Annotated in this window: 21 protein-coding genes and 2 pseudogenes; 5 read left to right on the top strand and 18 right to left on the bottom strand. The window is 67.7% G+C overall.

What is annotated here, in order from left to right:
• Positions 1–8: 8 nt before the first annotated feature.
• The gene (locus tag ACWY4P_RS48735) at positions 9–1463 is read left to right on the top strand and encodes an NF041680 family putative transposase (protein ID WP_456202808.1); all 1455 of its coding nucleotides are present in this window, start codon (positions 9–11) and stop codon (positions 1461–1463) included.
• Here ACWY4P_RS48735 and ACWY4P_RS48730 read toward each other — a convergent pair.
• From ACWY4P_RS48730 to ACWY4P_RS48705, 6 genes and pseudogenes are all read right to left on the bottom strand, one after another.
• Complete coding sequence (locus ACWY4P_RS48730) at positions 1453–1785, bottom strand: hypothetical protein (RefSeq protein ID WP_456213382.1); 333 nt, start codon at positions 1783–1785, stop codon at positions 1453–1455. The two genes, ACWY4P_RS48735 and ACWY4P_RS48730, sit on opposite strands and share 11 nt — an antisense overlap.
• A gap of 58 nt (positions 1786–1843) precedes the next feature.
• Positions 1844–2244: pseudogene (locus tag ACWY4P_RS48725) on the bottom strand (integrase/recombinase); the annotation flags it as partial.
• Positions 2245–2636: 392 nt separating this feature from the next.
• Positions 2637–2948 carry a hypothetical protein gene (locus ACWY4P_RS48720; RefSeq protein ID WP_456207214.1) on the bottom strand — a complete coding sequence of 104 codons (312 nt, stop codon included), beginning with the start codon at positions 2946–2948 and terminating at the stop codon, positions 2637–2639.
• A gap of 70 nt (positions 2949–3018) precedes the next feature.
• A complete protein-coding gene (locus tag ACWY4P_RS48715; protein ID WP_456207213.1) occupies positions 3019–3705 on the bottom strand; it encodes an ISAs1 family transposase in 687 nt (228 codons plus the stop codon).
• Between the two features lie 110 nt (positions 3706–3815).
• Positions 3816–5330: a sensor histidine kinase gene (locus tag ACWY4P_RS48710; RefSeq protein ID WP_456213308.1), complete on the bottom strand. Its 1515-nt coding sequence runs from the start codon at positions 5328–5330 to the stop codon at positions 3816–3818.
• Between the two features lie 25 nt (positions 5331–5355).
• Positions 5356–6036 carry a response regulator transcription factor gene (locus ACWY4P_RS48705; protein WP_456206765.1) on the bottom strand — a complete coding sequence of 227 codons (681 nt, stop codon included), beginning with the start codon at positions 6034–6036 and terminating at the stop codon, positions 5356–5358.
• Between the two features lie 503 nt (positions 6037–6539).
• Here ACWY4P_RS48705 and ACWY4P_RS48700 point away from each other — a divergent pair.
• The gene (locus ACWY4P_RS48700) at positions 6540–9863 is read left to right on the top strand and encodes a S8 family peptidase (RefSeq protein WP_456207212.1); all 3324 of its coding nucleotides are present in this window, start codon (positions 6540–6542) and stop codon (positions 9861–9863) included.
• 209 nt (positions 9864–10072) lie between these two features.
• On the opposite strand, the gene ACWY4P_RS48695 is transcribed toward ACWY4P_RS48700, so the two are convergent.
• Positions 10073–11236 carry an ISAs1 family transposase gene (locus tag ACWY4P_RS48695; protein ID WP_456207211.1) on the bottom strand — a complete coding sequence of 388 codons (1164 nt, stop codon included), beginning with the start codon at positions 11234–11236 and terminating at the stop codon, positions 10073–10075.
• Between the two features lie 271 nt (positions 11237–11507).
• Between ACWY4P_RS48695 and ACWY4P_RS48690 the strand changes: the two genes are divergently transcribed.
• The gene (locus tag ACWY4P_RS48690) at positions 11508–11858 is read left to right on the top strand and encodes a hypothetical protein (protein WP_456207210.1); all 351 of its coding nucleotides are present in this window, start codon (positions 11508–11510) and stop codon (positions 11856–11858) included.
• Between the two features lie 382 nt (positions 11859–12240).
• On the opposite strand, the gene ACWY4P_RS48685 is transcribed toward ACWY4P_RS48690, so the two are convergent.
• The 8 genes from ACWY4P_RS48685 to ACWY4P_RS48650 form a co-directional block, all read right to left on the bottom strand.
• Complete coding sequence (locus tag ACWY4P_RS48685; RefSeq protein WP_456207209.1) at positions 12241–12897, bottom strand: hypothetical protein; 657 nt, start codon at positions 12895–12897, stop codon at positions 12241–12243.
• Positions 12898–13009: 112 nt separating this feature from the next.
• Positions 13010–13477: a hypothetical protein gene (locus ACWY4P_RS48680; protein ID WP_456207208.1), complete on the bottom strand. Its 468-nt coding sequence runs from the start codon at positions 13475–13477 to the stop codon at positions 13010–13012.
• A gap of 28 nt (positions 13478–13505) precedes the next feature.
• Positions 13506–13652 carry a hypothetical protein gene (locus tag ACWY4P_RS48675; protein ID WP_456207207.1) on the bottom strand — a complete coding sequence of 49 codons (147 nt, stop codon included), beginning with the start codon at positions 13650–13652 and terminating at the stop codon, positions 13506–13508.
• Positions 13652–13954, bottom strand: coding sequence for a hypothetical protein (locus tag ACWY4P_RS48670; protein ID WP_456207206.1), 303 nt, complete (start codon positions 13952–13954; stop codon positions 13652–13654). The genes ACWY4P_RS48675 and ACWY4P_RS48670 overlap by 1 nt, the downstream gene beginning before the upstream one ends.
• 183 nt (positions 13955–14137) lie before the next feature.
• Positions 14138–14839, bottom strand: coding sequence for a hypothetical protein (locus tag ACWY4P_RS48665; protein WP_456207205.1), 702 nt, complete (start codon positions 14837–14839; stop codon positions 14138–14140).
• Positions 14840–14989: 150 nt separating this feature from the next.
• Positions 14990–15163 (bottom strand): hypothetical protein, encoded by a 174-nt coding sequence (locus tag ACWY4P_RS48660; RefSeq protein WP_456207204.1) that lies wholly within the window; start codon positions 15161–15163, stop codon positions 14990–14992.
• A complete protein-coding gene (locus ACWY4P_RS48655) occupies positions 15160–15465 on the bottom strand; it encodes a hypothetical protein (RefSeq protein WP_456207203.1) in 306 nt (101 codons plus the stop codon). Before ACWY4P_RS48655 ends, ACWY4P_RS48660 begins: the two co-directional genes overlap by 4 nt.
• Positions 15466–15609: 144 nt before the next feature.
• Positions 15610–15915, bottom strand: a complete 306-nt coding sequence (locus tag ACWY4P_RS48650; RefSeq protein ID WP_456207202.1) for a helix-turn-helix domain-containing protein — start codon at positions 15913–15915, stop codon at positions 15610–15612.
• Between the two features lie 209 nt (positions 15916–16124).
• On the opposite strand from ACWY4P_RS48650, the gene ACWY4P_RS48645 reads away from it, so the two are divergent.
• Both ACWY4P_RS48645 and ACWY4P_RS48640 read left to right on the top strand, forming a co-directional pair.
• A complete protein-coding gene (locus ACWY4P_RS48645; protein WP_456207201.1) occupies positions 16125–16592 on the top strand; it encodes a helix-turn-helix domain-containing protein in 468 nt (155 codons plus the stop codon).
• A 100-nt stretch (positions 16593–16692) separates the two neighbouring features.
• A complete protein-coding gene (locus tag ACWY4P_RS48640; protein WP_456213381.1) occupies positions 16693–17541 on the top strand; it encodes a hypothetical protein in 849 nt (282 codons plus the stop codon).
• Here ACWY4P_RS48640 and ACWY4P_RS48635 read toward each other — a convergent pair.
• The 3 genes and pseudogenes from ACWY4P_RS48635 to ACWY4P_RS48625 all read right to left on the bottom strand — a co-directional run.
• Positions 17534–17683: pseudogene (locus ACWY4P_RS48635) on the bottom strand (IS5/IS1182 family transposase); the annotation flags it as partial. The gene ACWY4P_RS48640 and the pseudogene ACWY4P_RS48635 sit on opposite strands and share 8 nt — an antisense overlap.
• A 199-nt stretch (positions 17684–17882) precedes the next feature.
• Positions 17883–18521: a hypothetical protein gene (locus ACWY4P_RS48630; RefSeq protein ID WP_456207200.1), complete on the bottom strand. Its 639-nt coding sequence runs from the start codon at positions 18519–18521 to the stop codon at positions 17883–17885.
• Positions 18522–18803: 282 nt separating this feature from the next.
• On the bottom strand, positions 18804–20159 hold the full coding sequence (locus ACWY4P_RS48625) for a phosphatase PAP2 family protein (protein ID WP_456207199.1): 1356 nt from the start codon (positions 20157–20159) through the stop codon (positions 18804–18806).
• Positions 20160–20339: the final 180 nt, after the last annotated feature.

The raw sequence follows: 20339 nt of genomic DNA, 5'->3' as shown, positions 1-20339 counted from the left end.
CCGTGAGGGTGAGTCTGCTGCCTGACGCCGGTCCCGGGGAAGCGTTCGCGCAAGCGTCACGCTTCCGGGAGGACTTATTCGACTGCCTGACCATGCGTGGGGACGAGCTGTTCGAGTTGGTGGACGCGTTGCTGTGCGCGGATGGCCCGGTGACGTCGCCGGTAGACCTGACGCTGGTGGCCGAGCACCGGCGTGGGCACGGCGCGATGTACGAGGCGTTGAACAGCGGGAACGTGGACGTGCCCCGGCTGCGGCAGGTGCTGGCTGGTCTGCCGATGCCGCGGGCCGCCGACGGGCGCCTGGTCCTGGCCGTCGACGTCAGCAACTGGCTCCGACCTGACGCGCCGACCAGCGCGGACCGCTTGTTCTGCCATGTCTACGGCCGCAGCGGACGGTCCTCGGACCAGTTCATCCCTGGCTGGCCGTACTCGTTCGTCGCCGCCCTCGAATCGGGCCGGACGTCCTGGTGCCAGCTCCTGGACGCCGTCCGTCTTGGACCCGAGGACGATGTTGCCGGGGTCACCGCTGCCCAGCTCCGCCGGGTGGTCACCGACCTCATCGAGATGGGCCGCTGGCACTTCGGCGACCGCAACATCCTCATTGTCTTCGACGCTGGCTACGACGCCCCGCGCATGGCCCACCTCCTCGACGGGCTCCCCGTCGAGGTCCTTGGACGCATGCGGTCGGACCGGGTGATGCGACGGCCGACGCCCTCGCTCAAGGAGTACGCCCTGGCCTATCCCCAGGGCGGGCGCCCGCCGAAGCACGGCAAGGAGTTCCGCTTCGCCAAGCCGGAGACCTGGGGCGAGTCGGACGCGGCAACCGTGCAGGTCACCGACCGGTACGGCACCGCCCGCGCGAGGGCCTGGGACCGCATCCACCCCCGCCTGACCACCCGCTCCGCGTGGATCGACCACACCGGCGAACTCCCCATCATCGAAGGCACGCTGATCCGCCTCCAGGTCGACCGCCTGCCCGGCGGAGGCGACCCGCTCCCGCTCTGGCTCTGGTCGTCCGCCACCGGCCTGAACAGCGAGGACGTCGACGTGCGCTGGCAGGCGTTCCTGAGGAGATTCGACATCGAACACCTCTTTAGGATGATGAAACAGACCCTCGGGTGGACCCGACCGAAGCTGCGAACCCCCGAGGCCAGCGAGCGCTGGACCTGGCTGATCATCGCCGCGCACACCCAGATCCGTCTTCTGCGCGACGCCGCTGCCGACTTGCGGCGGCCGTGGGAGAAGCCCGCCGAGCCCGGCCGGCTCACCCCGGCCCGAGTCCGCCGAGGGTTTCGGAACCTCCGCCCGCACCTGCACTGCCCGGCCCGCGCACCGATACCCTCAACTCCTGGCCCTGGACGGCCACTTGGCTCGAAGAACCGGCGGCCCGCCACCCGCTACGACGTGGGCAAGACCGTGAAACGACCCGAGAGCATCACCGAACGAAACCGACTCAGACCATAAAGAACAAGTTTAGCAGCAGGTAGACCCACTCGGTGTCACCGCCGTAGCCGACCAGGCCCGTGCACGGCTTGATCGGTCCGTCCGTGTCGCGGGCCACCACCTCGTAGACCCTGCACTCCGTGCCCCGGAAGAGGTCGGTCACCTGCTCGTACTCGAACTCGTGGCCGCCGAACCCGTCGTCCGGCTCGGCGACATGGGCTGTCGCGGCCGCGGCGTCGCGGAGGACTCGGGTGTACTTGCCGCCCTGGCGCGCGGCCTCACGGGCGCGCTGCGCGCCGGTGGACTGCTTCTTCGGCACGGTCGACTCCAGCCTGGCGGGCACCCACGCTACCGCCGGCGAGGACAGCGCCGGACGAAAGATCTTCTGTGCGTGCGCGGGTCCCGGAGGGCCTTGGCCGACTGCGCCCCGGGCGGCGTGGGCGCTCGGGACTGCGGCGGGCGGCGAGGTCCAGGTCCTCGATGTTCACGCCGAGGGTCTCCTCGGCCCGCCCGGCGGTCTCGTAGAGCATCCGCCACAGCGTCTTCTCCCGCAGGTGCACCTCGCGCCGCGCGATAAGCCGGTCCACGGCCACCTTCGAGCGGACCGGGGTCTCGGAGTCCGGGACCGCCAGCCGCTTCGCCCAGACCGGGACGGACGGGCCCGTCGTAGCCGTACTCCTCGCACCAGCCCAGCCACGACAGCACCGCCGCCCGGCGGGCGTTCCAGGTATTAGACCGCCGCGGTACCCCACAGCAGTTCCAGGGCCTCGCCGATCTCGTCGTCCGCAACCGAATAATAGGGCGTTATCCGTGGAACAACTTCACACCGGCCCCACCGGCGACGCTCCGTCGGCCCCCCACCAGGACCGACGAACGCTTAGCGCACGATCTGACACGGATGTTCCTCAGACCCCGATTCCCATGTGACTTCTACTGGGGCGTCGGGCGGCCGAGAGAGAAGCGGTCCGGGTGACATAGAAGTCGGGCAACGACGCAAGGTCGGCTTGGAGCACACGTCTCCTTCGCCGGCATTGGTCACAACCCGATTCCTCCTGTTCCGTCTTCCCAAGTGACCGGTATGTTCCCCGGAGGTGTGGCATGAACGGTCTGTCCCGCATGGACCTCATGGAGTGCATGGAGAGCGGGAGGTTCGCCACAGCCGGCGAACGGCTGGGAATTCCCGCAGTCGAGCAGCTATTTCATGAACACCTTCAGGGAACGCTTGTCGTTGAGTCGGCTGAGTTCGTCGGCAGCATCACCACCGACAACGCCGTACTCCTGACCGGCCGACTCCAGCTTGCTGGTGAGCCGTGGCACGGGGGACATGTAGAAGTATCCTTTCCGATGCGCGGCGACCGCGTCACGGGCGTTTCGGTCAGGATTGTTTTGCCGACAGATGTCGGGGTGGTCCGTTCGGGTCATCTTCATTTCGACACGACCCCTCCCACCGCTCTCGGATTCACAGACATCTTCCTGCTGTTGGAGACGCACCATGGCGAACGTCAAGACCTACAACGCAGACCAAACCCTCACCCTCTCCCACAGGGTCCCTTGCATGATCGCTTTCTGTCCGGGTTCATCCGGTGAGGCCGAGGGCGGTCAGGGGTCTGCGGCAGTCGCGGGCGGTGTGGCGTAGGGCGGCGGCGATGTTGGTGTGGTCGCCCTGGCGGTGGACGCCGATGGCGAGGTTGCGCAGGCTGGCCATGGTACGCGGGAGACGGCCGATATGGATCTTGGAGTCGTCCTCGCGGAACGTTCGGTCGCGGACGTGGTGCAGAAGATTTTCGATCTTCCAATGTCCTCTGATCCAGGCGGCGAGCTGGGCGCCGGTCGCCACGCCGGGCGGCAGGCTGGTGATCAGGTAGACCCGTTCGATGGTGAGCTTGCCGGTGGTGAAGTCCTTTCTCCAGCGGACGACTTGGAGGGCCTGGCGGGCGTCGGGGTAGTCGAGGTGGGCGAAGGCGGTGGTCTTCAGACGCCGGATCTCCGTGCGGTGGTGGGCACGGGTGCGCTCGTGGTGGTCGAGCGTGATCTCCCGCCAGGGCAGGTGGCGGACGCGGTCGAACAGGCCGGGGTGGTTGGCCTTGACCTGGGCGATGTAGTGGGCGCCGCGTTCACGGAGGTAGGCGCCGTGGGCGTGCTGGGTGTGCAGGGCATCGGCGGTGATGACCGTGTCGGTCAGGTCGATGGTGTCCAGCAGGGGCTTGAAGGCGGGGATCTCGCTGTTCAGCGAGGTGTTGTCCGCCCTCGCCGGTGCCGACACAGCAACTGTCGCCAGTTCGCATCCGATGCAATTGGCGGCGCCCGTGCCGTTTGCGCTGGGCCGACCACCGGTGTCTCATCAGGTGGCCAGTGCTGCCTGGGTGAAGCGCGCTATTCCTCGGCTGGGGTTGGGGCTTGGGGGAGGCGTAGTTGGAAGCATGCTCCGAGGGTCCGGGGGGTGAGGGTGAGGGTGCCTTTGTGGCGGTGGGCCAGGTCGCGAGCAATGGCGAGGCCCAGGCCGGTGCCGCCTTGGTCGCGGGAGCGGGCGTCGTCGAGCCGGACGAAGCGTTCGAAGATGCGCTCGGCGTCTTCAGTGGGCACGCCTGGTCCGTCGTCGTGCACCGTGAGGTCGACCCAGCCGTCCTGGTTCCGGACGGTGATGTGGATGCGGTGTGCGGCGTGGCGGGCGGCGTTGTCGATGAGGTTGCGCAGTAGTCGTTCGTATTCGTCGGGGTTTCCGTGTGCGTGTGCGGGGGCGGTGCTGTCGCAGGTGAGGGTCAACGGTCGTTCGGTGAGGGGGTATTGCTCGGTCAGCCGGGAGGCGAGGGCTGTCAGGTCGACGGTGTCGGGGCTGGCTATGGGGGTGCGGGTGTCGAGGCGGGCGAGGAGCAGCAGGTCTTCGGCGAGGGCGTGGAGGCGGCGGGTCTGTCGTGCGGCGGTGGTGGCTGCGGCGGGCCAGTCGGTACGTTCCGGGTAGGCGAGCGCGACTTCCAGGCTGGCCAGCAGTGTGGTGAGGGGGCTGCGTAGTTCGTGGGCGGCGTCCGCGACGAAGCGGCGTTGCTGGGCGGCGGCGTTGTCGAGGCGTTGGAGGGTGGTGTTGATGGTGGTGGCCAGGGCGGTGATCTCGTGTCCCGTGGCGGGGACGGTGACGCGTTCGCGGGGGTCGCTCGCGGTGACCGAGGCGGTGAGGACGCGGATGGCTTCGACCGGCCGCAGCGCGATGCGGACGGCGAAGTAGGTGACGGCGGCGATCAGTACGAGGCTGACGAGCCCGGCTCGCAGCAGCAGGCGGTCGGTGGCCTCGGTGATTGTTTCGGCGATGTCCTCGGCTGCGTGCGGCAGCACCACCACATAGACCCGCAGTTGGGCGTCGGCGGCGACACCCAGAGCGGCGACTCTGTCGCTGCTCAGTTCATCGGCCCTGACATCGTGGTACATGACCAGGTAGGTCCCACCGTCCTTGCCGAACCGGTCCCCGGGCTCGGAGTCGGGGCGCGTCGGCATGCGCGTGGGAATGGTCGTATAGCCCCAGCCTGACGGCTCGTCATTTGGTGGGGCGGGCAACTCGGCCTTGGGCGGGGCGGGCAGCACATGGCGGGTGCCGGGATCGAACTCCTCCATGCCTCCGCCGTAGGCGACAGCACCGCGGCGGTCGGTCGCGACGACCTCGTACGGCACGGTGCTTCGGCGAACGGGAACCACACCCTCCTCCACCTGATCGACGAGAGCCCGGAATTGTGCCTGCGCCTGCCCTTCGGCGATCTGCGTGCTCTCGCGGTAGACGTCGTGGTGTACCCACCAGCCGATGCCGACCAGGATGACGGCGGCGGCCGAGGCGGCGGCCAGGGCCGTGCGGGCTCGTACCGAACGCGGCCACCAGCGGCGTCGCGGCCCGGTCGCGTTCACGGTCGGCCACCAGCGGCGTCGCGGCTCAGTCGCGTTCACGGTCATCCACCAGTCGGTAGCCGGTACCCCGCACGGTCTGCAGGGACTGCCGGTGGAACGCGGCGTCCACCTTCTTGCGTAGCGCGCTGACGCGCGCCTCCACCAGGTTGGGATCCCGGGCTTCGTCGGGCCACGCGTGATAGAGCAGATCCGTTTTGGAGACCGCCTGGCCCGCCCGGCGGGCCAGCAGCTCCAGCACGGCGAACTCCCGGGGTGTGAGTTCCACCCGGGCCCCGGCCCGGCGGCAGACCCGGCCGGCGACATCCAACGAGAGGTCGCCCACGGCAAGGACGGGCGGGGCGACCGTGGCGGCTCGTCTGACCAGGGCCCGCAGCCGTGCGACGAGCACCACGTAGGAGAAGGGCTTGGCCAGGTAGTCATCAGCCCCCGTGTCCAGGGCCTCCGCCTGATCCCACTCCCCGTCCTTGGCGGTGAGGACCAGGATGGGGGTCGCGTTGCCCTCCCGGCGCAACTGGGCGCAGACCTTGTAGCCGTTGAGTCCGGGCAGCATCAAGTCCAGCACGACAAGGGCGTATTCGCCGGTCCGGGCCATCCACAGTCCCTGCCGGCCGTCATGGGCGAGGTCGACGCTGTAGCCCTCGGCGGTCAAACCGGTGTGCAGGGTGTGGGCAAGGTCCACCTCGTCTTCGACCACCAGGATGCGCATGCGGTTCAGCCTCGCACAGCGCCGGCCCGCCTTCCTGATCGGCCGGTCAGGTTGGATCAGCAACCGGTCAACGAGGTCCCGGCATGCTGGCCGAGTCTCTTCGCCACTGCTGAAAGGCCCTGCCACCGATGTCCGTTGCTGAACGTGCCCCCGCCGCGGCCAGGACGGTTTCCCCTCCCGCACGCGCCCGTCGTCAGTCACCGCTCCGGCCTGTGACCGATGGCGGTCCCCAGCCTCGGGCGCGTCTGCGGTGACGCGGGGGTGCTGAGCCGAGTTGGTCAAGCTCAAGGGCACGACGGGCCATCATCACGCCACAAGCGATGGGGAGGTCCGAGCGGGCGAGCGAAAGCGAACCCTTGCCCTTACGAGCCGACATGAGGAACACCGCGTCGATGGCGAAGCGGTCGGCGGCAGATTTACGCCTGACCAGCAGAAACCCAGTGATTACACCCGGAAGACAACAAGTTCTCAGATAGCCTCCAGGGGGAGACTTGCGCAGACAAGTGAAAAGAGCGTGCGCGGCCACGATCGCCACGGCGGCAGCCGTGGCCCTGGCGGCGGGCATGACCAGCCCGGCGTCGGCGGAGCCCGAGCGTACGGCCGGTGACCAGGCCGTACAGACCACGCCCAAGCACCGCGTCACCCTGATCACCGGCGACCGTGTCGTCGTCGACGCCAAGGGCCGCGTCATCGGCCTGGAGCGGGCCAAGGGCCGCGAGGGGATACCCGTCCAGATCCGCAAGGCCGACGGGCACACCCTCGTCGTGCCGGCCGACGCGGCACGGCTGATAGCCGACGGCAGACTCGACCAGCGGCTCTTCGACGTCACCGAGCTCAACAAGTCGGCCAACCGCAAGGCCCAGAAGCAGGGCCTCAAGCTGATCGTCGGCTACAGCGGCACGGCCGCCGCGGCGAAGGCGGACGTCCGGGAGGCCGGCGACACCAAGGTCCGCAGGACCCTGAAGTCGCTGAACGCGGACGCGGTGCTGACGCCCAAGGGCGACGCGCCCGACCTGTGGGCCGCGGTCACCGACACGCCGTCCGGCGGCGCGAAGACCGCCTCCGGCATCGCCCACGTGTGGCTCGACGGGGTCCGCAAGGCCAGCCTCGACAAGTCCGTTCCGCAGATCGGCGCCGACAAGGCGTGGGCCGCCGGGTACAACGGCAAGGGCGTCAAGATCGCCGTCCTCGACACCGGTGTCGACGCGACCCACCCGGACCTCAAGGAGCAGGTGGTCGGGGAGAAGAACTTCTCCACGTCCCCCGACGCGACCGACAAGTACGGCCACGGCACGCACGTCGCGTCCATCGCGGCCGGTACGGGAGCCAAGTCCGCGGGCAAGTACAAGGGCGTCGCACCGGGCGCCAAGCTGCTCAACGGCAAGGTGCTCGGCGACGACGGCTCCGGCGACGACTCCGGCATCCTCGCCGGCATGGAGTGGGCGGTCGAGCAGGGCGCCGACGTCGTGAACCTCAGCCTCGGCGGCGGGGACACCCCCGACATCGACCCGCTTGAGGCCCAGGTCAACAAGCTGTCCAAGGAGAAGGGCGTCCTCTTCGCCATCGCCGCGGGCAACGACGGCGACTTCGGCGAGCAGACGATCGGCTCCCCGGGCAGCGCGGAGGCCGCGCTCACCGTGGGCGCCGTCGACGACACCGACAAGCTGGCCTCGTTCTCCAGCACGGGCCCCGGCCTCGACGGGCAGATCAAGCCCGACGTGACCGCACCCGGCGTGGACACCACGGCCGCCTCGGCCCCGGGCAGCGTCATAGCCCAGGAGGTCGGCGAGAAGCCGCCCGGCTACGTGAGCATCTCGGGTACGTCGATGGCCACCCCGCATGTCGCGGGCGCCGCGGCGATCCTGAAGCAGCAGCACCCCGACTGGACGTACACCCAGCTCAAGGGTGCGCTGACCGGCTCCGCGAAGGGCGACAAGTACACGCCGTTCCAGCAGGGTTCGGGCCGGATCCAGGTCGACAAGGCCATCAAGCAGACCGTGGTCGCCGACCCGACGTCGGTGAGCTTCGGCCTCCAGCAGTGGCCGCACACCGACGACAAGCCGGTCACCGACAAGGTCACGTACAAGAACCTCGGGAAGACCGATGTCACGCTGACCCTCGCGGTGACGGCCACCGACCCGAAGGGGCAGGCCGCACCGGCCGGCTTCTTCACGCTCGGCACCAAGACGCTGACCGTCCCGGCGGGCGGCTCGGCCTCCGCCGACCTCACGGTCAACACGAAGCAGGGCGGCACGCTCGACGGCGCCTACTCCGCGTACGTGACCGCCACCGGCGGCGGCCAGAGCGTACGCACGGCGGCGACGGTGCAGCGCGAGGTGGAGTCGTACGACGTCACGCTCAAGTTCATCGACCGTGACGGCAACCCGGCGAAGTACTACAACGCCGAACTGGACGGTGTCACCGGGCTCGCACAGGGCAAGTGGTACTCGCCCTACGACGAGTCCGGCACCGTCAAGGTCCGCTTTCCCAAGGGCGGTTACATCTTCAACTCGGCCGTCCACGTCGACCCGGATGACCCCGCCAAGGGCTTCGACTGGGTGACGCAGCCGAAGCTGAGCATCACCAAGAAGGCCACGATCACGGTGGACGCGCGGACCGCGAAGCCGGTGGACATCACCGTGCCCGACGCGGCGGCGAAGTCAGAGGTCGCTACGCCGTTGTACACCGTCGGCGTGCCGGACGGCAGCAACTCGTACGGCTGGTGGCTGGACTCGTACGCCAACTTCCGTACCGCGCACGCCGGCCCGCAGATCACCGACGGCAGCCTGTACCAGCAGTGGGGCGGTCACTGGGTCAAGCCCGCCGAGGAGTACGACACCCTCGCCGGCGGCAAGGTCAAGCAGCTCGCCACCGGTTACACCAAGCGCTACAAGGCGAGTGAACTGGCCACGGTGAAGACCGGTCTGGGCGCCTCGTCGAGCGGTAAGAAGGGCGTGATCTACGCCTGGGGCGAGCTGCCCGGCAGTACAAGCACCTTTGCACCCGGGGTCCAGCAGAAGCTGCCCGGCACGCGCACGCTGCGCCTGTCCACCGCGGGCGGGGCGAAGTGGAAACTCGACTTCGAGCAGCACGGCGGGGTCGACGAGTCCGGCTTCCCGATCGTCGAGGCCTTCTACACGCTCGGCACCCCGCAGACCCTGAAGGCGGGCAAGAGCTACGGGAAGACCTTCAACACGGCGGTCTTCGGCCCGCGTGTCGGCTCAAGTCTCGGTATCTACCGCGAGGGCAACGGCATTTACGGCTACCTGCCGGTGTTCACCGACGGCAAGACCCACTCCGGTTCCTCGCTCTACTCGTCGGTCACCACGACCCTCTATCGCAACGGCGCCAAGGTCGGCTCGAACAGCGACCCACTGGAAGGGGCGGGTATCTTCACGGTTCCGGCCGGTGACGCCGCGTACAAACTGACCACCTCGGTCAAGCGCAGCGTCAAGGTCGCCGCGGCCTCCACCCGCGTCGACGCCAGCTGGACCTTCCGCTCCAAGAAGGCCGACCTGGCCAAGCTGCCCGCGTCCTCGATCCGCTTCGACGCGGCCGTCGGCCTGGACAGCAGGGCTCCGGCCGACAAGAAGGTCTCCGTCCCGGTGACCGTCCAGGGCTCGGCAGCGGGCTCGAACCTGAAGTCCCTGTCGGTGTACGTGTCGTACGACTACGGCCAGACCTGGAAGAAGGTCACCGTCAAGAACGGCAAGATTGCGGTCACGAACCCGGCCAAGGGCAAGGGGATCTCGTTCCACGCCAAGATCGCCGACAAGAAGGGCAACAAGTCGACGATCTCGCTTTACAACGCGTACTACGGGAAGTGACCTGATCCGGTGGATCACCGACAGGTTCGCTGAACGCACTCATACACGGACGGCCCGCCGGAAGCAGAGCTTCCGGCGGGCCGTCCGTGTATGAGTGCGTTGCGGCAAAGGGAGTCTCTGTTCGATGAGCAGGGGCCTCTTCGTGTGCGGGGCGTGATCGCGACGGGGTAGGGGCCAGGGTCCCTTGCATGATCGCTTTCTGTCCGGGTTCATCCGGTGAGGCCGAGGGCGGTCAGGGGTCTGCGGCAGTCGCGGGCGGTGTGGCGTAGGGCGGCGGCGATGTTGGTGTGGTCGCCCTGGCGGTGGACGCCGATGGCGAGGTTGCGCAGGCTGGCCATGGTACGCGGGAGACGGCCGATATGGATCTTGGAGTCGTCCTCGCGGAACGTTCGGTCGCGGACGTGGTGCAGAAGATTTTCGATCTTCCAATGTCCTGTGATCCAGGCGGCGAGCTGGGCGCCGGTCGCCACGCCGGGCGGCAGGCTGGTGATCAGGTAGACCCGTTCGATGGTGAGCTTGCCGGTGGTGAAGTCCTTTCTCCAGCGGACGACTTGGAGGGCCTGGCGGGCGTCGGGGTAGTCGAGGTGGGCGAAGGCGGTGGTCTTCAGACGCCGGATCTCCGTGCGGTGGTGGGCACGGGTGCGCTCGTGGTGGTCGAGCGTGATCTCCCGCCAGGGCAGGTGGCGGACGCGGTCGAACAGGCCGGGGTGGTTGGCCTTGACCTGGGCGATGTAGTGGGCGCCGCGTTCACGGAGGTAGGCGCCGTGGGCGTGCTGGGTGTGCAGGGCATCGGCGGTGATGACCGTGTCGGTCAGGTCGATGGTGTCCAGCAGGGGCTTGAAGGCGGGGATCTCGTTGCTCTTGTCGGCGACCTGCCGCTGGGCGAGGACGTGGCCGGTGTGGTCCATCGCGGCGAGCAGTGTGACGTGCGGGGTCGTGGCGGTGCGCGAGCCGCGCAGGGCCTTGCCGTCGACGGCGATCGCCCGCAGTCCGGCGGGCGAGGGAGTGGCGCGGGCGGTGAGGAAGGCTCCAATCGCTTGGTCCAGGGCGTCGCCGTCGAGCTGGACGAGAAGACGGCGCACGGTGTGGGGGTGCGGAACGGACACCGTGCCGGTCAGCGGGTCGACGGGGAAGCCGAGGGCCCGGCAGGCCCAGGATGGGGCGTCCGTGATCCATTCCGTGATCGCGGTGAGTGAGCGGGCGCCGGCCAGGACGCTCGCCGCAGCGGCGGCCACCAGCGCGGTCAGCCGATAGCGACGGCCCCGGACGCCGCGTGGGTCGGGGACCAGGTCCAGGAAGCCGGACAGGCAGACCGCGTCCGTCAGTGGGGCCGGCGCGGAAGTCTGGGCCAGTTGGCCCAGCGCGGTGAGCATGGGGGAAGATGCAGGAGCAGGCACGGACTCGCCAAGTGTTCATGGGACTTCGACACTCACATGATCACCGAGACCGTGCCTGCACTGCGTTCGACCCCTGCCCGAACCGGGACGTCCACCCCGACTCCGGACCAGCCCGGTCTTCCGGACAGATGGCGATCATGCAACAGCCCCTGCCCTCTCCCACACCACTGCCTTCAAGCTCGACCTCCATCTGTACAACGCCGTGCAGCAACTCGAATGTACGCATTCTCTGCAAACTATCGTCTCCGTGGCCAACCCCAATCTCGACATCACCGAACTGGGCATCTACGGCACGGCCAATCTGCTGGGCGAACCCCAGCAAATGAAAAGCGGTAGCTACCGGACCGGAACCGACGGACTTCTTCTGTGTGCCGTTCAAGGATTCAGCTCAACCGCGGGACTCTGTATCGGTGTCACCCCTTTCGGGGAATCTACCGATGATTACTACATCACCACTGACGACTCAACCGAATACGGGACGAACATCCTCATCCCCGTAGCAAAAGAAGCACTGGTTTCACTCCAGGAAGACAGCGGAAGCACGTACTACGCGACCTGGCACCCTTTCGGCACGAGTCCGGGGTTCAGCAACACCTGAACAGTTCCGCTGCCCCTGCCGCCCACGTCAATAGGATCAGATCTCTTTCACGGTACGGACAGGAAGCCGTGTGAGGGCGGCGACGGCTGGGGTACTGACGGCACAGACGCCGACTACCGCAGCGGGGCCGGCGCCGGCGCCGGCGCCGGCCCGGGCCACGGCCGCGGCGGCAACATGTTCATCAACAACGACCCTCTCGGTGGCGCGGGCGGCAGCGGAGCCGTGAGAATCAGCTGGATCCCTGGCCCAGGGAACTGACCACCAACGTTCGCCAGGCCCTTTCGGCTCGTATGTGATAAGAAGGGCCTCGCAGCGGCTGGGGCGCCACCGGTGCACCGGTGGCGCCCCAGCCGCTGCGAGGTCTGAATCTCCTGGTCCGGGTTCAGAGGTACCTTTTCCGGTATCGATGAAGCAGTTTCTCAACTCCCTTGGGCGTGGTGCTCAGACGCCCGGCAATTTCACGTTGGGAATATCCGACCGCGGTGAAGGCGAGTACGGTGCGAGTCCGAAGCGGAGCTCTCCCGAGGATCTGTAATGACTCAATATGGAGTTCCGCTGAACGTTCTGGACCTGGGGCACTGTCAGGAACGTCGAAATACTCCTGGTGTGGGGACACAGGCATTGGCAGGCGCCCGTCACGATGCTCTCTGAGCCATCGACGGTACTCATTGGGGAAACACATCAGACACTGCCCGATGAAGTAGGTCTTGAGAGACGACCCGCCCCCCGGATGCCATCCGTTGCCCTGCTCCATTCGCTCCAGAAATGACTTCAGGGCGACTGCGACCGTCAACCCGGACAGCTCGGCGGCAGCGTCCGGATCCTTGGACAGCTCACCGGCGCCATGCAAGCGAATCCTGGTCAGTCGCTCAATTTTGGAGAAAATGACACCATGGGAGATCCACGAACAGAGAACAGAGTACGCGTATCGCGCCAGTGGATCTTTGAGGTACTCCCAGTCATCTCGAACATCCTGTTGGCACTCAATTTCGGCGATCCGGGAATCAAGGTCCGCCTGACGGTTGCGGTGAGTCGTCATCTCTTGTCCTGACACATAGAGAAGGTGATTTGCTGGGCAGTTGTTCGTGCCGTCGGCGTAGGTGCCGATGAGGATGCCGAAACGAGTGCGCGGGGCTACGGCGTCGTGGCGGTCAGGTGCGTGGGCCTTCCTGGAGTGGGGCGGTCATTGCGGTCTGGGCGTCGTGGCGGAGGCTGGCAACGTGGGCGAGGAGCGCGCACACGGACTCCGTGCGCGTGGCGGGCCCGGCGTGGTTGGCAGCGGCGTACAGGGCCACGGTCGTGGCGGTGTCCTCGTTGGCCCATGCGGCCAGGAACCGGGCGGCGAACCAGTCGTGTGTGTCCGCGTCGGGCCTGACGGCGCGGCGAATGTCGCTGGGTTGCCACACACAGCCATGGGCCGGTGCGGGCGGGCTGCCGGAGTACAGGCTGAGCAGCTGGGCGCGGCCGACCTCGGCGAACCCGCAGCACGCCACGTATATGTCGGCCGCGTCACCGCTGTCTGTGATCTCGGTGACAGCGACAGCGGCCCGCTCCCACTCCCGGGCGAACGCGTGCCGGAGGGCGGACTCGGTCAGCCGGGCAAGGTGGTCAAGCTCCATGGCTCGGTTACGGCCTCTCGTTCTCGTGTCATTCGGTGGCCTCCGCGGTCTGCTGCGCGATCGCCGCCTGCGCGCATGTCTTGTGCGCAGGCTTGCCTTTGGAGTCGCGGAGGTTGGGCGGGTGCCGCCGTAGCGACATGGCCGGGTCGACGGCAGCTCGAGGCGGACGAGGCATCAGCTCTCCCCCATGCCCCCTTGCGCGGACACGTCCAGGCAGTTCTGCGGACACCCGTCGGGACACCAGTCGGCGCAGATCGGAACCCTGAGCGTGACGGTGTCCTGATCGCTGTCCGCGCCTGTCCTGGCAGTCGTCCGCTCAGTGGTCCTGGCGCGGGCCCGCCGGCGTGCCGCCCGCCCCAGGCGGCAGAGGATCGCCGTGCAGCACGCGGTGATGAGGATGGGCGCCCACACGTGCGCGGAAGCGATGGTGGCGTCGATGGGCTCCGCGATGGCGATCAGGAGCTCAAGCAGGAGCACCGTGTCGCCCCCTCCCGCCGCCGGATGACAGTCTTCTCTGTCACGCCGAGCGCTTGAGCGACGCTCTTCGCTGGCTCACGACGCCGCCGCTGCTCGCGTATGCCCAGCTCCGCGTGGGGCCTCGGCAGGAGGAGGGCGGTCGGGTCCTTCCCGGAGGCCTCGACGAACACGGTCGGTCGACGCTCAGCCATACGATTCCGCCCCCATCCGGCTTTCGGGGAGCGGCTGGGCGATACGGATCGAGGTCAGAACGATGTCGTCGGCGTCCTGCGTCCGGCAGTTCGCGATGGCCTCCAGGTGCTTGCCCGGAAGCTCCTCCGCCTTGAATCCGGTGGCATGGGCGAGCTGCTCCAGGAGCACGGTCACCCCGGCGGTGGGGTTCCAGCCGACGACGACCACGCGGGCCGTGCCCGTGTCGACGTCGACCGCCTCGACCTCGACCGGCGTCGCGAACCGCGGCTCGTCCCGGGCTGTGAGGTAGGCGTGGCCTAGGTCGGTGATCGACGGCATGCCGTTGTCGACCGCGACGTACCGGAGAGCCCGCAGCGGCGTGATCAGCCCGGCCGGATCTCTCACCGTGCCCGCGCCTTCGACGAGCGCCCGCAGGATGCCCTCTGCGGCGTCCGGGAGCGGCACTTCGACCGCGTGCCGGGTGACACGGATGCGCGCCATCCGCCACGCATGCGTACCGCGGGTGGTCTCCGCCGAGCACGGGCATCCGGCGACCGTGACCGCGAACTCGGCCCGCGTGTTGCCGACGCACTCCAGGGTGCTGTCGCGGCCCTTCTGGCACAACGGCGCCGTGCAGCATGAGCAGTTCGGGCACTCGGGCTGTAGGGACCGGAGGTGTTCCGGGCCGATCGGATCCGCTATCTGATCATTCATGAGTTCCTGCTGTCTTGGTTGAGCACGTCCAGCACCGGCTTGGGCCGTCGGCGTGCATCGCGTGCGGGGTGGTCCGGCCCTCGGCCGGGCAGTAGCCGGTGGCGGCCGGGGCGTAGGGCAGACGGACGGCGGGCTCGCTGGTGGTGACGGTTACCGGGGGTCCCTCTTGCGGTGTCGGCCCGGCCCGGTGACACGCGCAGTGCTGGTGTTCTTCGCCGGGCGGCGTCCCATGAGGAAGCAGAACGGCCCGAACACCACGCCGAACAGGACGATCGAGATGGCCAGGCAGGCGAGCAGGTCGCGCGTGGTGGTCGCGTGGCTCACTCGTCGGCCTCGCCGCCGTACTCGGAGGCGACCGTAACGGCGGTGACGGTGAAACCGGTGTCCGACACCTCGCCCGCGACGACGAACAGGGCCTCCACCGCCGCGTTGGCGGGGTCCGGGTGCCAGGCGAGTTGCTGGTGGCACGGCTCACGGCGCGCGTAGGCCTCGCAGTGGGCGCGGGCGGCCTCTCGGTTCGTGTACAGGTCGAGGGCGAAGCGCCGATGCCCGGCTTCGGCCCGGTAAATCGTCAGTTCGGGAGGGGCCTCGGCGGCCGTCATGTGACCGTGAGGTTTCTCGTTCAAGGGGTGCCTCTTCTCCCGGTGTCGCAGTGGCCTTGGTGATCCGGGGCTGGTCGGACGCGGCACGGTCAGGACAGCCCCGCTCGCCGTCACGAGACGGCGGCGTATGACGCGAGGTGTACCGGCAGTCGTCACGCAGCTTGAGCTTCAGGACGCCTTCTCTTCCCGGACCCCGACCGGTGCCTCCGCCTCGTCGGTCAGCGTCGGAACACCGGGGCGCTTCGACTGGAGTACGACCAGCGGACAGTTCAGAACGGCGGCCATCCGACGCAGGGTCGCGGGGGTCGCGTTGCGGCGGCCTGCCTCGATGTCGCACATCAGCGACTGGCTGATGTTGCAGCGCTCGGCTAGTTCCTTCTGGGACAGCCCGGCCTGTTCCCGGGCGTACGTCACCGCCTCGGGCGCGTGATGGAAGGGGGCACCTCTGCGGCGCCGCTGGGGACGATCGCTCATGACTCGAAGACTAGCGCGCAGTAGCGCGTCTAGCAACTACTGCGCGCGCAGAACGCGCTAGTTACGCAAGTGCGCGCTAGGTGTGCTGCTCGACATTCCTGGGGCCGCCACCGCGGCCGAAGCCCGGATGGCACAGCTACGGTGCCGGATGAGTGCCACATCGTGGGCCGAGGTAGCGCAGTAGCGCGTAGTCGTGCGAACCTGCGAGCATGAATCGAGAGACGCGGCCAGAGCCGCCCCCCGAGGCCGTGCTCATCAAGAAGGCCCTCAAGCGGAACCGGATCTCCGGCCGCGAGGCAGCCAGGCGGGCCGGGATCAGCGACGCCCGATGGCGGCAGATCGTCAGCGGTTACCAGACCGTCAGCGGCTCCCATATCCCCGTAAGGGCGCCGGACGAGACACTCGCCCGCATGGCGCACGTCGCCGGGGTAACCGCCGACGAACTCAGACGGGCCGACCGCGAGACTGCGGCCGAGGCCCTGGAGGAGCTCGCCGCGCTGTCGGCGCCGGCGGGCTCAACAGATGCCTACGCGAGCGATCCGCACCTCGCGGCGATCACCGCGCTCCTGGAGAGTCTCTCCCCTGAGGCGCGGAGCGAAGTCCTGCGCAGGGTTGGCCATATGACGCCCGCACGCGAAGAGCAGGAACGGGACGAGCAGCGCCGACACATCGGTTGACCCCACGTCACAAACCCATCACGTATTCGCCTAGGGCTCCCATGGCCTGAGAGCGTCAAACCGTACCCCCAGGCCATCAAAAATCAACAAGGGGCAATACGTGGTTGACGTTCTACTGGCTGGGATCCTCGGCGCGGCGGTCCTGGCCATCACCCTGCTCCACAAGAAACAACAGAAGCAGGCGAAGCAGTTCGACCAGCTCCACGCTGAGGTCACCGCCCAAAAGATCGCCGCGCTCCAGCAGCTCACGCCCGCGGCCCCCGTACCACCGGAAGCGCCGCCGGAGCCCGCCCACCGCAAGCGACACTTAGCGCTTTACATCGGTGGCGGCATCGCAGCCGTGCTCGCCTCGCTCGGCGAGCGCATCCATTCCCTCACGCGCCGCCGCCGTCGCGGCGTTACCGTCGCGGCCGCCGCGATCACCATCGCCGCGGCCTCAACCGCCGCCGCCGTCTACCTCACCTCCGGCAGCGGCCACAACACACCTGCCCCAGGCAGCAGTTCGACACCGCCCGCGACGGCACCGGAGCGCCCGAACTCGGAAGCGACGGGCACGGCCCTCGCGGCCTCCCCGTCGGCCTCTCCCTCGGCCTCTCCCTCGGCCTCTCCGACTGTCTCTCCCACGACGGCCGACACACCAGGCACGAGCACCACATCACCACAGCCCGAGCGGTCATTCACCTCCGGCCGGCCGCTGATCTCGACACCGACCGCACCCACGCCGGGCGCGTCGACAACACATGCCCCGACACCCACGGCTCAGCCGAGCACCACATCACCGGCACCGAGCGACCCCACGCCGAACACACCCACGGCTCAGCCGAGCACCACGCCACCAGCGCCGAGCGACCCCACGCCCACGCCGACCGCTACGGCGACTCCGGGTCCGTACGACCCGGTCGACTGCCTCTGCTTCTGGTTGCCCTGGCTCCCGCAGTGCACCGGCTGACAAGCCATTTCGTGCGGGGAGTCCGCCGTAGCACATGAGAACCGTTGTCCGTGTGCAATGTGCCCGGGCGCCGTCATCGCGGCCCACGGCGTGAACGGATCGACGGGATGCCTCTGACAAGCGGCTCGAATGCTCTCCGGTCGTCCCTCAACACGGCTCAGACAGACCAGGCTGCCCCAACGCCACCCGGTCGTGCTGACGAGTTGTCACCACGACCGGGTGGCATCGTCGCCGGCCGCGCGAGGCCCGCACAACCGGCGCGAGTTTTACCTGCTCAACCGATGCCGATGTCCATTACACGGGTTGCGACCAGGTCGGGTCGCGGCTGTCCGAGGCCGAAGTCACCGCGCGGGACCCACGTCGATCACGTAGCTGATCTCGTAGTCCCAATCACTCCACGCGAATAGCCCCGCCTCCTCGACGATGTTCGGCTTCTTGTCCGAGAACTTCCACTTGAGTGGCCCGCTGCGCCCGTCCGGATATTCGGCCACATTAACCCTCTTTTGGACCGTCCCAAGGACGTCGTCCTTATCTATACTCGCCAGAACCGCGATCAGCGCCGGCGGCGTGGCGGCAAGAATCGCTCCGGCAATCGCCCCCACGGCGGGGGTGGCCAGGGAACCGACCGCAGTTCCGACGGCTCCGGTGAGCGCAGAGACCAATGCCAAATACTTGGCGTCGAAATCATCCTCACTGAAGTCCTGATCGCGGAATTCGAGCCCCAGCTCGACGAAGTCGTCGACATACACGTTGTCGTCGAAGATCACATACTCGTCACCGGAGAGAACCTTCTGCTGCCCACTGTTGATGTCGATCGGCTTGGTCAGAATCGCCTTGCTCTTGGAGCCGGACCGGGGACCGGTCCCCGCACCCCCCGCGACGTAGAGTTCATCGGCACCGGTAATGTCTTCGGTATCACCGCAGTACACGGACTTCAGCGCGATGGTGACGCGCTTCTGGTTGTCGTTCGAATCTGCCATGAAGTTCTCTCCTCCTGGGGAATCAGTCCGAAGCATGTGCCACAGTCGGCATTCCTCGGGCGCAGCCATCCGGCGTTCGGCCATGCTGGACTGACGTTGCTGACCTGGTGGTGCACAGTCCGGTGGAGACCTGCAACCAATACCTAGTCGTTGACGCAGCGACTCCCCTCGCTGAAGGTGAAACTCTCAGGATCGGGCCGAGGGCGGGCCGGGCCGCACGCCAGCCGGCTGGACACGGCGTGAGATACCGCGCGGAGCGCCCGCAGCCTGATGCAACATGACTCAAACCAGTTCGGGTTTTGGTTCCGGTTGCAGCGCTGGTGCGGCCTTCGGTTCCCACAGTTTGGTGGTCCGTACGTAGCCGTAGATCACTGAGATCATCGCCAGAATGAGAAGTGGGCCGAACACCCACGGATGTCTGGCCATCTCCATCGGCAGATAGCGATATGACACCAGGAGCGCAGCGAAGACCGTGGTGCCGTAGGTGACCAGCTGGATTCCTGACCGGTCCCAGCCACGGTCGAACGAGCGCAGCGCTGCCTCGATCGTGAGCGTGAACACCACGCCGGCAATGAGGTCCACGCCGTAGTGGTAGCCGAAGCCCAGCGTTGCGCCGAGCGTGGCAATCAGCCAGAACGTCCCTGCGAACCGCAGGATTCGTGGGCCCTTGCGGGAATGAATGAAGATCGCGACAGCCCACGCCGTGTGCAGGCTGGGCATGCAGTTGCGCGGGGTGATCCCGTCGTATGGCACCGGGTGCGGGGTAGCGATCGGCGGCGGCGTGTCCGGCCACAGGTCGGCCACCGCCCACTGCACGCCGCCGGTACCGGAAGTGCCCGGGCCGTAGGCGAAGATCGGTCCGACCACCGGGAAGATCATGTAGATGGCCGGCCCGAGGAGACCGATGACCAGGAAGGTGCGCACCAGGTGATGGCGCGGGAAGCGGCGCTCGACCGCCACGTTGCGCAGCTGGTACAGCGCGACGACAACCGCGGCCACCGCAAGCTCACCGTAGACCCAGTCGAGGAGATGGGTGCCGATCGGGCTGGTGGCCTCGAGAATCCGGCCTGCCAGCCACGACGGGTTGCCCAGCGCGTGATCGGCGGTCGCCACGTACGGGTCGAGCACCGTCGGGCGGGTCTTCGAGGTGATGAGCAGCCAGGTGTCGCCGGTCTTGCGACCGGCCACCAGCACCAAGCCCAGCCCGACGCCCTTCAGCAGCAGGACACGTTCCCGGCCGGTGCGGCGCGTGACCGCGATGACCGCACAGCCCAACATCACCCACAACGCGCCGTTGCCGAAGAAATGGTCTGCGGCCACCTTGGCGTCGACCGCCCACCGCACCAGCACGAAGACGATGTCGATGCCGATCGCGGCACCAGCCGCGATGAACCGTTGCCGCCAGGTGAGCACCACCATCATCAACGCCAAACCGGCGTACAGCGGCCCCGGTTTGGGGGCGAATATCACCTCTCGCGCCTGGTTGGTCATCGGCCCCGGCACGCCGCCGTAGCGACGCGCGGCGATCTCCAGCGCGATGAAGAATCCGAGGGTCACCACACCCGCCGTGGCCCACAGGATCGCCCGTGGTCGACGCCACCCGGTGGACGTGATTCTGTGGTTTATTCGCGAAAACACCCGCGATACTATAGATATCAATTGTTTGACCGATTTGTTAGATGTCAGGTAGAGAGGTCACTCTTCGTGCTGTATGGCATTGTTTTCCGGTAAAGGACGGGCGATTAGGGCGCTCGTCGAGAGTCCGATCATGCCATCGAAGCGGTGTGGGTGGCTTGCTGGTCACGGGTTATTCAGCGG

Source organism: Streptomyces sp. LZ34 (assembly GCF_053890475.1).
This window is presented reverse-complemented; position numbering and strand designations above follow the sequence as displayed.